This window comes from Sediminicoccus sp. KRV36, assembly GCF_023243115.1.
GTDB lineage: Bacteria > Pseudomonadota > Alphaproteobacteria > Acetobacterales > Acetobacteraceae > Roseococcus.
Genome location: NZ_CP085081.1, coordinates 1,037,594 through 1,054,380 on the forward strand (window position 1 = coordinate 1,037,594; position 16,787 = coordinate 1,054,380).

Genomic DNA, 16,787 nt, shown 5'->3' on the forward strand with positions numbered 1-16,787 from the left:
GGGTTGTGCCCCCCTCTATTCGGCCTGGATGTTGGCCTCGCGCACCAGCCGCGTCCAGAAGGCGCGCTGCTCCCGCATATGGGCATCGAGGACCACGCCGGTCGTGAAGGCGGCGACGGAGCCCATGCTGGTCATCTGGGTCGCCATTTCGGGCGTGGCCATCACGGCGCGGAAGCCATCCTCCAGAAGCTGGCGCCGCGCGGGCGGGATGCGGGCGGGGGCGATGATGCCGTTGAAGCCCATCAGCACCCAGTCGGTGCCGGTCTCCCGCACGGTGGGAATATCCGGCAGGCCGGGATGCCGCTCGGGCGAGGAGATAGCGAGCACGCGCACCCGGCCGCCCTCATGCGCGCCACGGAACACGCCGTAATTGCCGATCATCAGATGCACATCGCCCGCCAGCAGCCCCTGCAGTGCCGGCCCGGTCCCGCGATAGGGCACATGCGTCATGGAAACCCCCGCCGCGCGCCGCCAGGATTCGTAGAAGAGATGCGGCCCGGAGCCGATGCCGGCCGAGCCGAAATTCAGCGCATCCGGCCGCGCCTTGAGCAGGGCGACGAACTCCGCCAGGTTGCGGGCCGGCACCGCGGCCGAAACCACCAGCACCGAAGGCCCGGCGGTCAACTGCGCGACACCCACGAAATCTCGCTGCGTGTCGAAGGGCAGGCTGGGATAGAGCGCATGGGTGATGCCCAGATTGCCCGCATCGCCCATGAACAGCGTGTGCCCATCGGGTTCCGCGCGCGCCATGAATTCCATGGCGATATTGCCATTGGCGCCGCCGCGATTTTCCACGACGACCGGCTGGCCCAGCCGTTCGGAAAGCTTCTGCATGATGGGCCGCCCCACCGTATCCACGCCGCCACCGGCCGGATAGCCGATGACGAGCCGGATCGGCCGGTCGGGGAAGGGGGCCTGCGCCAAGGCAGGAGAGACCAGGGCAGGTGTGGCCAGGGGGGCCAGCAGCAAGGCGCGGCGGGTGGTTGGCATGGGGGTATTCTCCGCAAGGTTGGCGCAGCCTCGCGCCCCGGGGGCCGGGCGGGAAGGGGCCTTCGCCGGGAATGGGCGCCGCGCGTCGGCTCCTTGCCCAAAGCTTGGGCGTTGCCCCTCGCCCCGGGGCGTGATGCGTTGCAGGCTGCCCCAGCGCCACAGGAGAACACCATGTCCGCCACCCAACCCATCGCCGGGCTTCTGCTGTTTCCCGGCATGACGCAGCTCGACCTCACCGGCCCCTATGAGGTCATTGCCCGCCTGCCGGGCTGGCGGACCGAGGTGGTGGGCAAGACGATCCACCCGGTGAAGACCGATCGCGGCCTGGTCATCACCCCCTCCCTCGCCTTTGCCGAGGCGCCGCAATTCGACCTGCTGATCATCCCCGGCGGCCCGGGCACGGATGACGCGATCCTGGATGCGGAAACGGTGGAATTCGTGCGCCGCCAGGGGGCGGGTGCGAAGCATATCTTCGGCATCTGCACCGGCAGCCTGTTGCTGGGTGCGGCCGGCCTGCTGCGCGGCAAGCGCGCCGGCGGGCATTGGGCCGCGCGCGACCTGCTGACGCAATTCGGCGCCGAGGTCAGCGATGCGCGGATGACGCGGGACGGGAATATCTACACGGCGGGCGGCGTCACCTCGGGCATCGACATGGCCTTGCAGGTGGTGGCGGATCTCGCCGGCGAGGATGTGGCGATGGGGATCCAGCTGCAGATCGAATATGACCCGGCACCCCCGTTCAATGCCGGCACGCCCTTCGTGGCGCCGGCGGCGATCGTGGAGCGGGCGCGCCATGCGGGCGCGGCGCGGCGGGCCATTCGCGCGGCGGCGGTGGAGAGGGCGGCGGCGCGGTTGGGGTGAGGTAGAGGGGGCCTCCGGCGGCTGGGGCCTCAGGCCCCAGACCCCATTCCTGGGCGGTCTCCTCAAACAAACGGGGTCTGGGGCCTGAGGCCCCAGCCGCCGGAGGCTCTTCAGACAGAAAGTCGGTAAACCCGCGCTGCCGTGCCGGAGAACAGCGCCGTCCGTTCGCTCGCACTGGCGGCGGTGGCCAGGCGCTTGAAGGCGTTCCACAGCACCGGATAGCTGCACATGCCCTTATCCACCGGGAAGTTGCTCTCGAACATGCAGCGCTCGGCGCCGAAGGCCTCGATGCAGGTCTCGATCGCCGGGCGCCAGGCCTCGGCCAGGATGATCGAACTTGGCGGCATGGGCTGCTGGTGGAAAGCATAGCCGCCCACATCCATCGCCAGCCCGCCCAGCTTCATCATCACATTGGGGCAGCCCGCCAGCGCCGTGACCGAGGCGCGCCATGCCGCGAAGACATCCGCCCGCCGATAGGGCGAAAGGCCGATCGGCCCGCCGCAATGATTGACGATCAGCGTCACCTCCGGCACCGCCCGCGCCACCGCCAGCACCTGCGCCAGCTGCGGGTGATAGGCCCAGACATCGAGCGTCAGCCCCATCGCGGCCAGGCGCCGCGCGCCCTCGCGGAAGGCGGGCAGCGGCAAGGGGCCGGGCGGCGGCGATTCGAGATTGCTGCGAATGTTGGGTGCGGCATCCCAGGCGGTGCGGTTGCGCACGCCCCGGAAACGCCCGCCGGCGATGGCCACATGCTCCTCCAGCAGCGGCACCACGCGATCCCCCAGCGTCAGGTCCACCAGGCCGACAATGCCGGCGCAGGCGCGCGTGGTGGCGGTTTCGGCGGCTTCCGCCACGCGCGTCATGAAGCGCGTCTCGCCGAGCGGCCGGCGCTCGGGCGGTTCGGTCATGTCGTATTGCGAGCTGCACTGGATGAAGACGGAGGCGCGGATGTCATGCCCCGTGCCGGCATCGGCCAGGAATTCGGGCAGCAGGTAGCGCTGGTCCGCGTGGTCCCAGATGTGATGGTGCGGATCAATGATCGGCAGGTCAGGCTCCAGGATCGCCTCGGCATGCTGCGCAAGCCAGGCCTCGCGGATGGCGATGTGGCGCGAGGCGGTCATCGAGGGGGGCGGGATCATGCTCACCATTGGGGCCCTATTCCAGCCGGATATTGGCTTCGCGCACGAAGGACTGCCATTTGGCGCTCTCGCTGCGGAAGAAGCCGGCGAATTGCTCGGGCGTATTGGGTTCGGCCGTCAGGTCGCTGGCGCGGAGGGTTTGCTGGAAGGCGGCATCGGCCACGATCTCGTTCAGCAGGGCCGAAAGCCGCTCCACCACCGGGGCCGGCGTGCCGACCCGGACGAAGATGCCGTTCCATTCCACGGTGGCGAAGCCGGGCAGCGTCTCCGACAGCGCCGGAAGATCCGGCAGGGCGTTGATGCGCGGGCGCGCGCCGGTATGGGCCAGGGCGCGCACCTGGCCGTCCCGCACCTGCGCCACGGCGCTGTTCACATTGCCGAAGAACAGCCTGATCTGCCCGGCGATCAGATCGGTCAGGGCGGGCGCGCCGCCGCGATAGGGGATGTGGTTCGCCTTCACCCCGGCTTGGCGCAGGAACAGCTCCAGCACCAGATGCTGCTGCGAGCCGATGCCGGAGGAACCGGCGGCGAAATCGCCATCGGCCGCGCGCATCAGCGCGATCAGCTCGGCCACGTTCCGTGCCGGCGAATTCCGCTCGACCAGCACGAGCTGCGGCACGGACATGGTCTGGAAGACGGGGATGAATTCGCGCTCCGGCACATGGCGCTGCCCGGCGAACAGCGCGGGGGTGACCGAGATGGGTGTGGCCTGGTTCATGATGGTGGTGCCATCGGCGGGCGCCTGGATCAGCGCCTGTTCGCCGATGGTGCCCGTGGCACCGCCGCGGTTTTCCACGATGAAGGGCTGGCCCGTGCGCTGCGCCAGCGCCTGGGCGTAAAGCCGGCCAACGAGATCGGCCGCGCCGCCGGCCGGCCAGGGCACGATCATGCGCACCGGCCGGTTGGGCCAGGCGGCCTGCGCGCCAGCGGGTTTGACAAGGGCGGGCGCCACCAGGGCCAGGGGGGCGGCCAGCATGGCGCGGCGCCCCGAACGGAGTTCTTTCATTCTGGGTATCCTCCCGAAGACACGCCCATCATGGGGCGGCGGCGCGCTCAGGCCAATGGCGCTTCCCAGCCGATGGCCCGGCGCAGGAAAGCGGCCCCCAATGCGGCGAAGCTCGCCGCCTCGCCATTGTCGGTCGCGACACCATGGCCGCCGGCGCCGGGTTCATGGAACAGCGCGGGATAGCCCATGGCCTGCAGTTTCGCGGCCATCTTGCGGGCATGGCCCGGATGCACGCGGTCATCCCGCCGGCGCGTCGCCAGCAGGATGGGCGGATAGGTCCGCCCAGGCTCGGCCACGTGATAGGCCGAGAAATGCTGGATGAACTCCCAATCCTGCGGCACCGCGGGGTCGCCATATTCGGCGATCCAGCTGGCACCGGCCAGCAACTGCGGGAAGCGGCGCATGTCGATCAGCGGCACGGTGCAGAACAGCGCGCCGAAACGCTCGGGATAGCGCGTCAGCATATTGGCGATGAGCAGCCCGCCATTGGAGCCGCCTTCGGCGGCGATCCGCCCCGGCCGGGTCACGCCGCGGCGCACCAGATCGGCCGCGACGGCGGCGAAGTCATCATGCGCCAGATGCCGCTTCTCGCGCAGCGCCGCCTCATGCCAGCGCGTGCCGAACTCACCCCCGCCGCGGATATTGGCGACGACGCTGGTGCCGCCCTTCTCCAGCCAGAGCTTGCCGATGACGCCCTGGTAGCCGGGCAGGCGCGAGATGCGGAACCCGCCATAGCCGCCCAGATGCACCGGCGCCTCGCCCGTCAGTCCGGCCGGGCCGGTCTGCACATAGGGGATGCGCTCGCCATCCACCGAGATCGCCTCATGCCGCGTGACGACGAGGCCCTGCGCGTCAAAGGCGGGTGAGGCCTGCTTCAGCAGGGCGGGTGTCGCGAGCTGCGTGCTGGTGAGCAGGAGGGCGGGCGGTTGCAGCGGGTCCTCGCGCTGGATCAGCAGCGTGCCGTCCGATTCCTCCTCCTCCATGTCCAGCGACCAGAGATGCGCCACGCCGATCTGCGGCAGGCCCGGCAAGCTGGCCTGGCTCCAGCCTTCGGGCGTGGGGGTCAGGATGATGAAGACCGGGCGCAATTCATCCAGCCCCGCGACGACCAGCCGCCCATCGCACCAGAAGAAGCCCGAGAGCGCGCGGCGCGGCGCGGGCATCGAGAGCACGGTGAAAGCGCGCCCCCCCGCCAGGAAGGCATCCAGGCGGATCGCCAGCAGCGTATCGGCCGCATGGCCCAGCCAGGGGCTGCGCGGCCGCACGATGAGCCAGCCGCGCGACCAGCGGGCTTCCGCATCGCCGGGCAGGTCCAGCCGGTGCCGTGGCCCCGAGAGATCGCCGAGATGGGTGTCCGTGGCGAAGAAGCTGGGCTTCCGGAAGAAGACCAGCCGGCCCGGTACCTCGCGGTCCACATCGCCCCAGATGGCCATGTCCGCGTCATCCCCGGCGAAGATCACGCGCGCCTGGCCCGGCGCCTCGCCGCGCTGCCAGAGCCGCACGCAGCGGGCATAGCCGGCGCGGGTGGCCATGCCCTCGCCATGCGCCGAGGAGAGCAGCAGCCGGTCCTGATCGAGCCAGACCATGCCCCCCTTGGCGGCCGGCAGGACGAAGCCATCCGGCACGAAGCTGCGGGTTTCGAGATCGAATTCGCGCAACACCACCGCATCGCCGCCCCCGGGCGAGAGATGCAGCATGGCGCGCGCATGCGTGCCCGGCAGTGTGATGGCGCCGAACCAGATCCAATCCTCGCCCTCGGTTGCCGCCAGGGCGTCGAGGTCGAGCAGGATCTCCCAGTCCGGCGTCGGGCCGCGATAGGATTCGAGGCTGGTGCGGCGCCAGATGCCGCGCGGCTGCGCCGCATCCTGCCAGAAATTATACAGATGCCGGCCGCGCCGGGTGACCTGGGCGAGCTTGTCCGGCCGGTCGAGCAGGGCTTTCACCGCAGCGCGATCGGCTTCGAACCGCGCATCAGCGAGGCGCGCCAGCGTGGCGGCGTTCTGGGCGTTGACCCAGGCGAGGGCGGCCTCACCGTCGATTTCCTCGAGCCAGAGCCAGGGGTCGTCATCCGGTGCGGCGAGGCTGGGGCGGGGGGCGGTGTGTGCGGGCATGGGCGGCTTGGCTTTCTGGCGCGTCGCTGCGCCGAATGCCCTTGTGCCGCGCCGGATCGGGGATGTCAGGTGGTGGAGCCAGGCGGAATCGAACCGCCGACCTCTTGAATGCCATTCAAGCGCTCTACCAACTGAGCTATGGCCCCCCAGGTCACCCCGTCGGGAGTGCGGCCGTATAGCCACCCGGCGCGCGGGCCGCAACCCCACCCCCGGGCCCACCGGCGGGAAATTCTCGCGCCCTTTCGCGCGCCACGCCGCGCGGCTAGTTTGATCCTCACCAAATCCAAAGGACGATGATGATGCGAAAGGTCTATCCGGACGCCACGGCCGCCCTGGCCGGGCTGCTGCGGGACGGGATGGTGATCCATTCCGGCGGCTTCGGCCTCTGCGGCATACCTGCCCTGCTGATCGACGCCGTGAAGGAATCCGGTGTGAAGGACCTCACCGTCGTCTCGAATAATTGCGGCATTGATGATGTGGGCCTGGGCAAGCTGCTGCGCACCCGCCAGATCAAGAAGATGATCGCCAGCTATGTCGGTGAAAACGCCGAATTCGCCCGCCAGTTCCTGGCCGGTGAGCTGGAGATCGAATTCAACCCGCAAGGCACCCTGGCCGAGCGGATTCGCGCGGGCGGCGCCGGCATCCCCGCCTTCTTCACCAAGACCGGTGTCGGCACCGCCGTCGCCGAGGGCAAGCCGACCCAGGTGTTTGATGGCGAGACCTATCTGATGGAGCGCGGCATCGTGGCCGACCTCGCTCTGGTGCACGCCTATATGGGCGATACCGAGGGCAACCTCGTCTACCGGCGCACCGCGCGCAACTTCAACCCGATGATGGCGACGGCCGCCAAGGTCACGGTGGCGCAGGTGGAGCATCTGGTGCAGCCCGGGCAGATCGACCCCGACCATGTCATCACCGCCGGCGTCTTCGTGAAGCGCATCGTGGCGCTGCCCGCCGACTACGAGAAGCGAATCGAGAACCGCACCGTCCGTCCGCGCCTGGCCGCCGCCGGCGCCGGCAGCGACGCCACCGCCTGATCCGGCAAAAGGAGAACACACATGCCCTGGACCCGTGACCAGATGGCCGCCCGCGCGGCCGCCGAACTGGAAGATGGCTTCTACGTCAATCTCGGCATCGGCATCCCGACGCTGGTGGCCAACCACATTCCGCCCGGCATTTCCGTGCAGCTGCAAAGCGAGAACGGCATGCTCGGCATCGGCCCCTTCCCCGAGGAAGGGACGGAGGATGCCGACATCATCAATGCCGGCAAGCAGACCGTCTCCATGCTGCCCACCACCAGCATCTTCAGCAGCGCCGACAGCTTCGCCATGATCCGCGGCGGGCATATCGATCTCTCGATCCTGGGCGCCCTGCAGGTCGCGCAGAATGGGGACCTCGCGAACTGGATGATCCCGGGCAAGATGGTGAAGGGCATGGGGGGTGCGATGGACCTCGTCGCCGGCGTCAAGCGCGTCATCGTGCTGATGGAGCATACGGCGGGCGGCAAGCCCAAGCTGCTCAAGGCCTGCGAATTGCCGCTGACCGGCCAGCGCGTGGTGGACATGGTGGTGAGCGAGCTTGCGGTGTTCCGCATTGACCGGCGCGGCGATGCGGGGATGACGCTGGTGGAACTCGCCCCCGGTGTCAGCCTGGAGGAATTGCGCGCCAAGACGGCGGCGGAGTTCCAAGCCGCCTGATGCGGCCCGGCGCGTGACCTGGCTGCGCCGCTACTGGCTTGAACTGACGCTGGCCACGCTGCTGGCGCTGCCCTGGCTGTCGCTGTTCGGCCTGGGCTTCCTGTGGCTCTGGCAAAACGCCCGCGTCCTGGAATGGGCGCTGGCGGCGGCGGCGCTGGGCATCCTGGGCGTGCCGCTGCGCATCATGGTTCGCCGCCGCGCCGAGCGGCGAATCGCGCAGATGCGCGCCTCGGATGATTTCCCCGAAGCCGCCTGGAACGCCGAGGAGGCCGAGGCCTGGGGCAAGATCCAGGCCTTCGCCGCCCGGGCCGAGCCGCTCGATTTCGACGATCGCGCCCGGGTGGAGGCGCTGGCCTGGGAATCGATCGAGCTGGTCGCCCGGCACTTCCACCCCGAATTGCCCGACCCCATGGCCCGGGTGACGCTGCCCGAAGCCCTGCTGCTGACCGAGCAGGTGGCCGGGCGGCTGCGCCGCTGGGTGGTGCAGTGGCCTGGCGCGTCGCGCCTGCGGATCAGTGACGCGCTCTGGCTGCAGCGCATGGTGGACCGCTACGGCGCCGGGGCGCGGGCGGTCTATAACATCGGCGAGACGGTGTATCGGCTGGGCCGCATGCTGAACCCGCTCCAGGCCGCGGCGCAGGAGGCGGCGCGCTATGCCGCCGGCACCACCGGCAGCTTCCTGGGCGAAAACATGCGCCGCAAGGCCACCACGCAGCTGATCCAGGAGACCGGCCGGGCGGCGATTGACCTGTATTCGGGCCGGCTGCGGCTGTCCTCCATGGAGCTCGCGGCCCTGGCCCGCGCCGATGCGGCCGAGGCCGAGCCGGAGGCGCCGCTGCGGCTGCTGCTGGCCGGCCAGGCGGGGGCCGGGAAGAGCACGCTGCTGAACACGCTGGCGGGAACGCCGCGGGCCAGGCCTGGCAGCCGCTACATCCGTGAGCACCGGGTGGAAGCCCCCGGCCGCCCGGCGCTGAACATCGTTGACATGCCGCCACTGACCCGTGCCGGCCCCTTCCTGCGCGAGGCCGTCCGGGCCGACATGATCCTCTATGTCGCGGCGGCAGATGCGGCGGACCGCGCGCTGGACCTCGCGGCGCTGGAAGCGCTGCGCGGCTGGGCCGGCCAGCAATCGCGCCACCGGCCGCCGCCCTTGCTGGTGGCGATGACGCGCCACGACCTCGCCCCCGATGCCTCGCCCGAGGCGCTGGCCCAGGAATTCCTGGTGCCGGAGGAATCCGTGATCCCGCTGGCGCTGCCCACCGGGGAGCTCGAACCCCTCTGGCGCGCCATCCTGGCCGGGCGGGATGCCGCACGACTGTCGCGGCATGAGCGCCTGCTGCGGGAGGCCGCCGCCCCCGGCTTGCGGGCCGAGGCGGGCCAGGTTCTCCGGGGCGGCTGGGGCGCGATCCGCGCCCTGCTGCGCCGCGCTGATCCTCCCGGAAAATAAAGGCTTGCGGGCTTTGCGATTCCGAGGCCGCGCTTGGTTGCGGTGCGGAAAAGCCTATGGTAGAGCCCGCTGCCTTGCCAGGATGCCCTTGGCGGCTAACCCCAGGAACAGGACCGGGAACCCAGGTGGCTGCCGAAACCATTTCCTCGAACGCGCATCACATCGGCGGTATCGCCGAACGCTACGCGTTGGCCCTTCTGAGCATCGCCGATGATGCCCGCCCCACCGAGCCCGGCGCGATGGACCGCATCGCCGCCGATATCGAGGGGCTGTACTCCGTTTACCGGAACGACGCCGATTTCCGCGCCTTCCTGGCCGATCCGCGCCGCGGTGCCGCCGAGCAGCAGAAGGCGATCTTCGCCATCATCGAAAGCTCCGGCATCGGCGATGAGGTCCGCAAGCTGATGGGCGTGATGATCGCCAATCGCCGCCTCAGCCAGTTTCCGGCCGTGGCCGCCGCCTTTGGCGCCAAGCTGGCCGAACGGCGGGGCCAGCAGGTGGCGCAGGTCACCACGGCCTTCCCGCTGACCGATACGCAGCGCGCGCAGATCGTGGCGCGGCTGACCGAAGGCGGCTTTTCCGGCGTCAAGCTGGCCGAGACGGTGGATAACGCGATCCTGGGCGGGCTGATCGTCCGCATCGGCTCGCGGCTTTACGACAACAGCCTGAAATCGAAACTGCAGCGTTTGCAATATGCCATGAAGGGAGCCGCCTGAGATGGAAATCCGTCCGGCCGAAATTTCCGAGATCCTGAAGCAGCAGATCGCGAGCTTCGACGCCTCCGCCAATGTGGCCGAGGTCGGCACCGTGCTGACGGTGGGTGACGGCATTGCCCGCGTCTACGGGCTGCAGAACGTCATGGCGGGTGAGCTGGTGGATTTCCCCGCCTCCGGCATCAAGGGCATGGCGCTGAACCTCGAGACCGACAATGTCGGCATCGTGCTCTTCGGCTCCGACCTTTCGGTGAAGGAAGGCGACACGGTCAGCCGCACCGGCGCCATCGTGGACGTCCCCGTCGGCAAGGGCCTGCTGGGCCGCGTCGTGGACGGCCTGGGCAATCCGATTGACGGCAAGGGCCCGCTGACCGACGTGGTCCGCATGCGCGCCGAGCTGAAGGCGCCGGGCATCATCCCGCGCAAGTCGGTGCATGAGCCGATGCAGACCGGCATCAAGGCGATCGATGCGCTGATCCCGATCGGCCGTGGCCAGCGCGAGCTGATCATCGGTGACCGCCAGACCGGCAAGACCGCCGTGATCGTGGACACCATCATCAACCAGAAGACGATCAACGCCGGCGATGACGAGAGCAAGAAGCTCTATTGCATCTACGTCGCGATCGGCCAGAAGCGCTCGACCGTGGCGCAGCTGGTGAAGACGCTGGAGGAGCAGGGCGCGCTGGAGTATTCCATCATCGTCGCCGCCACCGCTTCCGACCCGGCGCCGATGCAGTTCCTGGCCCCCTATACGGGCTGCGCCATGGGCGAGTTCTTCCGCGACAATGGCATGCACGCCGTCATCTTCTACGATGACCTTTCCAAGCAGGCCGTCGCCTATCGCCAGATGTCGCTGCTGCTGCGCCGCCCGCCGGGCCGCGAGGCCTATCCGGGTGACGTCTTCTATCTGCATTCGCGCCTGCTGGAGCGTGCGGCGAAGATGAATGATGATTTCGGCTCGGGCTCGCTGACGGCGCTGCCGGTCATCGAGACGCAGGCCGGCGACGTGTCCGCCTATATCCCGACCAACGTGATCTCGATCACTGATGGCCAGATCTTCCTGGAGACGGAGCTGTTCTTCAAGGGCATCCGGCCGGCCGTGAACGTCGGGCTCAGCGTCTCGCGCGTCGGTTCCGCCGCGCAGATCAAGGCGATGAAGCAGGTGGCCGGCAAGATCAAGCTGGAGCTGGCGCAGTACCGTGAGATGGCGGCCTTCGCGCAGTTCTCCTCGGATCTGGATGCCTCCACCCAGGCGCTGCTGAACCGCGGCGCCCGCCTGACGGAGCTGCTGAAGCAGCCGCAGTTCAAGCCGGTTCCGGTCGAGGAGCAGGTGATTGCCATCTTCGCCGGCACGCGCGGCTATCTCGACCGCCTGCCGCTGAACAAGGTGGGCGAATTCGAAAGCCGCCTGCTGAGCGAGCTGAAGGCCTCCGCGCCGGATATCGTTGCCAGCATCCGCAATGATCGCGAGATCAAGAAGGATGTGGAAGCGAAGCTGGTGGCCTTCCTCGACAGCTTCCTGAAGTCCTTCGGCTGAGCCTCTGACATGGCCACGTTGAAAAGCCTCCGTCTGCGGATCAACAGCGTAAAATCCACGCGGAAGATCACGCAGGCGATGAAGATGGTGGCCGCCGCCAAGCTGCGCCGCGCGCAAAGCCAGGCCGAGGCCGCCCGCCCCTATGCCGAGCGCATGGAGCGGATGCTGGCTTCGCTGGGCGCCTCCGTCGCCGGCAGCCCGGATGCGCCGAAGCTGCTGGTCGGCACGGGGGCCGAGAAGGTGCATCTGCTGGTGGTGGTGACGGCCGAGCGCGGCTTGTGCGGCGGCTTCAACACCAATGTCGGCCGCCATGCCCGGATCCTGATCCGCGCGCTGGAGGCCGAGGGCAAGACGGTCAAGATCATGACCGTGGGCCGCAAGGGCGCCGTCTATCTCAAGCGCGAATTCGCCAACCGCTTCGTGGCGGAATTCAGCTTCGCCAACAAGAAGCGCATCGGCTTCGACGACGCCTCCGCGGTGACCGCCAAGATCAGCGAGATGCTGGAAGCCGGCGAATTCGACGTCTGCTCCCTGGTCTATAACCGCTTCAAGAACGTCATCAGCCAGACGCCGGTGGATCAGCGCCTGATCCCCTCGCCGATGCCCGAGGCGGCGGCCGATGGCGGCATGCAGTACGAGTTCGAGCCGACCGAGGAGGAGATTCTGGCGCGCATCCTGCCGCAGAACCTCGCCATCCAGGTCTATCGCGCCCTGCTGGAAAGTGCCGCCGGTTTCTACGGCAGCCAGATGACCGCCATGGACAACGCCACGCGCAATGCGGGCGAGATGATCAACAAGCTCACGCTGAACTACAACCGCACGCGTCAGGCCAACATCACCCGGGAGCTGATCGAAATCATCTCCGGTGCTGAAGCCCTTTAAGAAGGATTCCCGCACATGAAGAACAATGTCGGTCAGGTGACGCAGGTGCTCGGCGCCGTGGTGGACGTCCAGTTCCCCGCCGAACTGCCCTCGATCATGAACGCGCTGACCCTGCAGATCGGCGAGCAGAAGCTCGTCCTCGAAGTGGCGCAGCACCTGGGTGAGCGCACGGTGCGCTGCATCGCCATGGACACGACGGACGGCCTGGTGCGCGGCACGGAAGTGACCGATACCGGCAAGGGCATTTCCGTCCCCGTCGGCCCCGGCACGCTGGGCCGCATCCTGAACGTGATCGGCGAGCCGATTGACGAGCGCGGCCCGGTGCCCGCCGCCATGTATTACCCGATCCACCGCGAAGCCCCGGCCTTCGACGAGCAGGCGACGAGTGCCGAAATCCTGGTCACCGGCATCAAGGTGATCGACCTGCTGGCCCCTTACCTGAAGGGCGGCAAGATCGGCCTGTTTGGCGGCGCCGGCGTGGGCAAGACCGTGACCATCCAGGAGCTGATCAACAACATCGCCAAGGGCCATGGCGGCGTGTCCGTCTTCGCCGGCGTGGGTGAGCGGACCCGCGAGGGCAATGACCTCTATCACGAGATGATTGACGCCGGCGTCATCAAGCTCGGCGATGGCAATACCGATGGCTCCAAGGTGGCGCTGGTCTATGGCCAGATGAACGAGCCGCCGGGTGCGCGCGCGCGCGTGGCGCTCTCGGGCCTCTCCATGGCGGAATACTTCCGCGATGAGCAGGGCCAGGATGTGCTCTTCTTCATCGACAACATCTTCCGCTTCACCCAGGCGGGCGCCGAAGTGTCCGCCCTGCTGGGCCGCATCCCCTCGGCCGTGGGCTATCAGCCCACGCTGTCCACGGATATGGGCGCCCTGCAGGAGCGCATCACCTCGACCAAGAAGGGTTCGATCACCTCGGTGCAGGCCATCTACGTGCCCGCCGACGACCTGACCGACCCGGCCCCCGCCACCTCTTTCGCGCACCTTGATGCGACGACGGTGCTCAACCGCTCCATCGCGGAGCTGGGCATCTTCCCGGCCGTGGACCCGCTCGACTCCACCTCGCGCGCGATGGACCCGCGCGTGGTCGGGCCCGAGCACTACAACACGGCGCGCGAAGTGCAGAAGATCCTGCAGACCTACAAGTCGCTGCAGGACATCATCGCCATTCTGGGCATGGATGAGCTTTCGGAAGAGGACAAGCTGATCGTGGCGCGCGCGCGCAAGATCCAGCGCTTCCTCAGCCAGCCCTTCCACGTGGCCGAGGTCTTCACGGGCTCGCCGGGCGTCTTCGTGAAGCTGGAGGATACGATCCGCAGCTTCGCCGCCATCTGCAATGGCGAGTATGACCATCTGCCGGAAGCGGCCTTCTACATGGTCGGCACCATCGAAGAGGCCGCCAAGAAGGCCGAGACGCTGAAGCAGGCGGCCTGATCCAGGGACGGGTGCCGGCATTTCCGGCACCTGGCGATACGGTGGCGCGGGCGGCACCCAAGGCCGCACCGCGCAGGGTATGTGGGGCGCCTCGCTTTCGCGCCCGTGGACTGACGGGGAATTCTGATGGCCACTTTCCAGCTTGAACTCGTCTCCCCGGAGAAGCTCCTGCTCTCCCGCGCGGTGGAGATGGTCGTCATTCCCGCCGCCGAGGGCGAGATGGGCGTGCTGCCCGGCCATGCGCCGATGATCGTGACGCTGCGTGGCGGCACGATTCGCGTGATGGAAGGCGGCAAGGATGCCGAGCGCCTCTTCGTGGCGGGCGGCTTTGCCGAGGTCACGCCGGAGCGTGTGACCATCCTCGCGGATGAAGCGACGCCGCTGGCCGAACTCTCCAAGGTCGAAGCGGACCGCCGCGTCGTCGAGGCGGAGGCCGCCTACGCCGCCGCCAGCAACGACACGCCGGAAAAGCGTGATGCCGCCATGGCCAATCTGCTGGCGATGCGCGTGATGCGGGACGTCGCCGAAGCTGCCTGATTCGCTGGTCGCGCCTGCGGATGCCAGGGCGCGCGCGTTCCGAAGGCCGCCGCCCTTTTTCTGACAGGCTGGCATGGCGCGTTCGCGGGGCCAGCCCCTCGAGCTCCCTGGCAGGGTGAAAACCTGCGTGGTTTTCACAGTTTCCTGCACCTTCATCCGGCGATGTGACCCATCGAAGATCCAAGAAACTGAGTTTCTTGGTGGGAGAGCGCGAGAGGGCAAAGCCCTCTCGCTTCCTTGCCTTCATCAGCAGCCAGGCGATCCTCAGCCGCGGCATCGCCCCCGCGCTCATCGGCGCGTGGCGTCCTGGTCACATTGCGAGGCATTTCCGGCACATCCGGCTTGATCTCCCCCCCCAAGGCGCGCATGTCTGATGCACGGAGGCCCGGATCGGACAGATGAAGCACTGGCATATCGAGCAGATCGCCTGGGACCGTTTTGACCCCTCCAAGGTCGATCCGGAGGTGGTGTCTCTCGTCAAGGCCGCCGCCATGGTGGAGCGCAATGGCGATGACTACGCCGCCTATCTGAAATCCGTCTTTCACGATGACCCGGATTTCCAGACCGCGGCCGACCATTGGGCGGTCGAGGAAAACCAGCATGGCGATGCGCTGGGCCGCTGGGCGACCCTGGCGGACCCGCAATTCGAATACATGGCCGCCTTCGCCCGCTACCGTGACGGCTACAAGATCGACGTGAAGGCCGATGCCTCCATCCGCGGCTCCCGCACGGGCGAATTGATCGCCCGCTGCATGGTCGAGACGGGCACCTCCAGCTACTACACGGCGCTGGGCGAGGCCACGGAAGAGCCGGTGCTCAAGCAGGTCTGCCGCCTGATCGCCGCCGATGAATACCGGCATTTCAAGCTGTTCTACGACCACATGAAGCGCTACCTGGCGCGGGAAAATCTCTCCTTCGCGAAGCGGTTGCGCGTGGCGCTCGGCCGCGTGGGTGAGACGGAGGATGACGAACTCGCCTTTGCCTTCCATTGCAGCAATGACCCGCCGGGCCTCGCTTATGAACATGCGCGCTGCTCGGCCGGCTATATGGGCCGGGCGATGGGGTATTATCGCTACCATCACATCGAGCGCAGCATGGGCATGATCTTCAAATCCATCGGGCTGGAGCCGCGTGGCCGCATGTCGGATCTCGCGGCGCGCGCCTTCTGGCGCCTGCTCTGCTGGCGGCGCGACAAGTTTCGCCAACAATTGGCGCGTGAGGCGGCGCCGCAACTCGCCCGCGCCGCGTGAGGCTGCATCGGCGGCCCCTGCTGGCCTTGCCCGGGCTGATCCTCGGCGGCGCCGCGCTCAGCGCCTGCGCCTCCGCCCAGACGCCTGGGCCCAGCACCCCCGGCGCCAATGGGCCCGGCCTGCGTGAGATTGCCCGCGCCCGGGGCCTGAGCTTCGGCACATCGGTCCGCGGTCAGATGCTGGAGGATGATCCCGCCCTCGCGGCCCTGGTGGCGCGGGAGGCGGATGTGATCGTGCCCGAATGGGAGGGCAAATGGGACTCGCTGCAGCCCGAGCGCGGGCGCTTCGAATTCGGCTCCCTGCGGCAGGTGATCCGCTTCGCCCAGGCGCATAATCAGCGCGTGCGGGGCCATGCGCTGCTCTGGCACGTCGCGATGCCGGCCTGGCTGGAGCCTGCCCTGCGCGCCGGCGCCCCCCAGGCCAATACCATCCTGGAGGAGCACATCACCGCCGTCCTGCGGGAGACGCGCGACTCGATCCGCGACTGGGATGTGCTGAACGAGATCATCTCCAACCCGCCCGGCAGCGACAATCCGGACCCGACGGATGGCGATCTGCGGCCGACGCCCTGGCTCGCCGCCCTCGGCCCCGGCTATCCTGAGCGCGCCTTGCGCATCGCCCGCCAGGTGGACCCGACGCTGCGGCTGACCATGAATGACTACGGCATCGAGGCGGATACGCCCTGGGCCGCCGCCAAGCGGGCGCGGCTGCTGCGCGTGGTGCGGGGCCTGCTGGACCGGCGCAGCCCGCTGGACGCCATCGGCATCCAGGCGCATCTGCAAATGCGCGAGCCCTTCCGCGCCGAGCCCTTCATCGCCTTCCTGCGGGAATTGCATGGCATGGGACTCGCCATCCTCATCACCGAGCTGGATGTGCGCGAGCCCGATGTGCTGGCGCCCAGCCTGGCCGAGCGTGATGCCGCCGTGGCCGAATACGCCGGCACCTTCCTCAGCGCCGCCATGGCGGGCGGGGCGCGCAGCTTCCTCACCTGGGGGCTGACCGACCGCGATTCCTGGCTGGTCCAGGAGCCGGCGGTCGCGCGTTCCGATGGGCAGACGCATCGCGGCCATCCCTTCGATGCGGAACTGCGCCCCAAGGCGCTGCGGGCGCGGATCGCGCAGCTCCTGGCCGGCTGAACCGCCGCGTCACGGCGGGGCCGGGTTGTCGCGGGGGG

Annotated in this window: 15 protein-coding genes and 1 tRNA gene; 11 read left to right on the forward strand and 5 right to left on the reverse strand. The window is 68.5% G+C overall.

Annotation, left to right across the window (positions count from 1 at the left end; genetic code table 11):
* Window positions 1-15: 15 nt before the first annotated feature.
* Window positions 16-990 (reverse strand): tripartite tricarboxylate transporter substrate binding protein, encoded by a 975-nt coding sequence (locus tag LHU95_RS04570; protein WP_248710201.1) that lies wholly within the window; start codon window positions 988-990, stop codon window positions 16-18.
* Between the two features lie 171 nt (window positions 991-1,161).
* Between LHU95_RS04570 and LHU95_RS04575 the strand changes: the two genes are divergently transcribed.
* Window positions 1,162-1,851 (forward strand): DJ-1/PfpI family protein, encoded by a 690-nt coding sequence (locus tag LHU95_RS04575; RefSeq protein WP_248710202.1) that lies wholly within the window; start codon window positions 1,162-1,164, stop codon window positions 1,849-1,851.
* A 110-nt stretch (window positions 1,852-1,961) separates the two neighbouring features.
* On the opposite strand, the gene LHU95_RS04580 is transcribed toward LHU95_RS04575, so the two are convergent.
* The 4 genes from LHU95_RS04580 to LHU95_RS04595 all read right to left on the reverse strand — a co-directional run bounded on the left by LHU95_RS04580 (window position 1,962) and on the right by LHU95_RS04595 (window position 6,253).
* Window positions 1,962-2,999 carry an amidohydrolase family protein gene (locus tag LHU95_RS04580; protein WP_248710203.1) on the reverse strand — a complete coding sequence of 346 codons (1,038 nt, stop codon included), beginning with the start codon at window positions 2,997-2,999 and terminating at the stop codon, window positions 1,962-1,964.
* 7 nt (window positions 3,000-3,006) lie between these two features.
* Window positions 3,007-3,996, reverse strand: a complete 990-nt coding sequence (locus tag LHU95_RS04585) for a tripartite tricarboxylate transporter substrate-binding protein (protein WP_248710204.1) — start codon at window positions 3,994-3,996, stop codon at window positions 3,007-3,009.
* A gap of 47 nt (window positions 3,997-4,043) precedes the next feature.
* The gene (locus LHU95_RS04590) at window positions 4,044-6,107 is read right to left on the reverse strand and encodes a prolyl oligopeptidase family serine peptidase (RefSeq protein WP_248710205.1); all 2,064 of its coding nucleotides are present in this window, start codon (window positions 6,105-6,107) and stop codon (window positions 4,044-4,046) included.
* Window positions 6,108-6,177: 70 nt separating this feature from the next.
* Window positions 6,178-6,253: transfer RNA gene (locus tag LHU95_RS04595), tRNA-Ala, on the reverse strand.
* 150 nt (window positions 6,254-6,403) lie between these two features.
* Between LHU95_RS04595 and LHU95_RS04600 the strand changes: the two genes are divergently transcribed.
* From LHU95_RS04600 to LHU95_RS04645, 10 genes are all read left to right on the forward strand, one after another.
* Window positions 6,404-7,144 (forward strand): CoA transferase subunit A, encoded by a 741-nt coding sequence (locus LHU95_RS04600; RefSeq protein ID WP_349292687.1) that lies wholly within the window; start codon window positions 6,404-6,406, stop codon window positions 7,142-7,144.
* Between the two features lie 21 nt (window positions 7,145-7,165).
* Complete coding sequence (locus LHU95_RS04605; RefSeq protein ID WP_248710207.1) at window positions 7,166-7,804, forward strand: CoA transferase subunit B; 639 nt, start codon at window positions 7,166-7,168, stop codon at window positions 7,802-7,804.
* Between the two features lie 13 nt (window positions 7,805-7,817).
* On the forward strand, window positions 7,818-9,251 hold the full coding sequence (locus LHU95_RS04610) for a GTPase domain-containing protein (RefSeq protein ID WP_248710208.1): 1,434 nt from the start codon (window positions 7,818-7,820) through the stop codon (window positions 9,249-9,251).
* Window positions 9,252-9,376: 125 nt separating this feature from the next.
* The gene (gene atpH / locus LHU95_RS04615; protein WP_248710209.1) at window positions 9,377-9,967 is read left to right on the forward strand and encodes an ATP synthase F1 subunit delta; all 591 of its coding nucleotides are present in this window, start codon (window positions 9,377-9,379) and stop codon (window positions 9,965-9,967) included.
* Window position 9,968: 1 nt separating this feature from the next.
* Window positions 9,969-11,501: a F0F1 ATP synthase subunit alpha gene (atpA, locus tag LHU95_RS04620; RefSeq protein ID WP_248710210.1), complete on the forward strand. Its 1,533-nt coding sequence runs from the start codon at window positions 9,969-9,971 to the stop codon at window positions 11,499-11,501.
* 9 nt (window positions 11,502-11,510) lie between these two features.
* The gene (locus tag LHU95_RS04625; RefSeq protein WP_248710211.1) at window positions 11,511-12,383 is read left to right on the forward strand and encodes a F0F1 ATP synthase subunit gamma; all 873 of its coding nucleotides are present in this window, start codon (window positions 11,511-11,513) and stop codon (window positions 12,381-12,383) included.
* Window positions 12,384-12,398: 15 nt separating this feature from the next.
* The gene (gene atpD / locus LHU95_RS04630) at window positions 12,399-13,826 is read left to right on the forward strand and encodes a F0F1 ATP synthase subunit beta (protein WP_248710212.1); all 1,428 of its coding nucleotides are present in this window, start codon (window positions 12,399-12,401) and stop codon (window positions 13,824-13,826) included.
* 126 nt (window positions 13,827-13,952) lie between these two features.
* The gene (gene atpC / locus LHU95_RS04635) at window positions 13,953-14,363 is read left to right on the forward strand and encodes an ATP synthase F1 subunit epsilon (protein ID WP_248710213.1); all 411 of its coding nucleotides are present in this window, start codon (window positions 13,953-13,955) and stop codon (window positions 14,361-14,363) included.
* A 398-nt stretch (window positions 14,364-14,761) separates the two neighbouring features.
* Entirely contained in the window at window positions 14,762-15,613 is an 852-nt protein-coding gene (locus tag LHU95_RS04640) for an acyl-ACP desaturase (protein ID WP_248710214.1), read from the forward strand.
* Window positions 15,610-16,749 carry an endo-1,4-beta-xylanase gene (locus LHU95_RS04645; RefSeq protein ID WP_248710215.1) on the forward strand — a complete coding sequence of 380 codons (1,140 nt, stop codon included), beginning with the start codon at window positions 15,610-15,612 and terminating at the stop codon, window positions 16,747-16,749. The genes LHU95_RS04640 and LHU95_RS04645 overlap by 4 nt, the downstream gene beginning before the upstream one ends.
* Window positions 16,750-16,787: the final 38 nt, after the last annotated feature.

Bases quoted from the DNA above. Each gene is read 5' to 3' on its own strand.
- LHU95_RS04570 (WP_248710201.1), bottom strand. From the start codon at position 990: ATGCCAACCACCCGCCGCGCCTTGCTGCTGGCCCCCCTGGCCACACCT.
- LHU95_RS04575 (WP_248710202.1), top strand. From the start codon at position 1,162: ATGTCCGCCACCCAACCCATCGCCGGGCTTCTGCTGTTTCCCGGCATG.
- LHU95_RS04580 (WP_248710203.1), bottom strand. From the start codon at position 2,999: ATGGTGAGCATGATCCCGCCCCCCTCGATGACCGCCTCGCGCCACATC.
- LHU95_RS04585 (WP_248710204.1), bottom strand. From the start codon at position 3,996: ATGAAAGAACTCCGTTCGGGGCGCCGCGCCATGCTGGCCGCCCCCCTG.
- LHU95_RS04590 (WP_248710205.1), bottom strand. From the start codon at position 6,107: ATGCCCGCACACACCGCCCCCCGCCCCAGCCTCGCCGCACCGGATGAC.
- LHU95_RS04600 (WP_349292687.1), top strand. From the start codon at position 6,404: ATGATGCGAAAGGTCTATCCGGACGCCACGGCCGCCCTGGCCGGGCTG.
- LHU95_RS04605 (WP_248710207.1), top strand. From the start codon at position 7,166: ATGCCCTGGACCCGTGACCAGATGGCCGCCCGCGCGGCCGCCGAACTG.
- atpA (WP_248710210.1), top strand. From the start codon at position 9,969: ATGGAAATCCGTCCGGCCGAAATTTCCGAGATCCTGAAGCAGCAGATC.
- LHU95_RS04625 (WP_248710211.1), top strand. From the start codon at position 11,511: ATGGCCACGTTGAAAAGCCTCCGTCTGCGGATCAACAGCGTAAAATCC.
- atpD (WP_248710212.1), top strand. From the start codon at position 12,399: ATGAAGAACAATGTCGGTCAGGTGACGCAGGTGCTCGGCGCCGTGGTG.
- atpC (WP_248710213.1), top strand. From the start codon at position 13,953: ATGGCCACTTTCCAGCTTGAACTCGTCTCCCCGGAGAAGCTCCTGCTC.
- LHU95_RS04640 (WP_248710214.1), top strand. From the start codon at position 14,762: ATGAAGCACTGGCATATCGAGCAGATCGCCTGGGACCGTTTTGACCCC.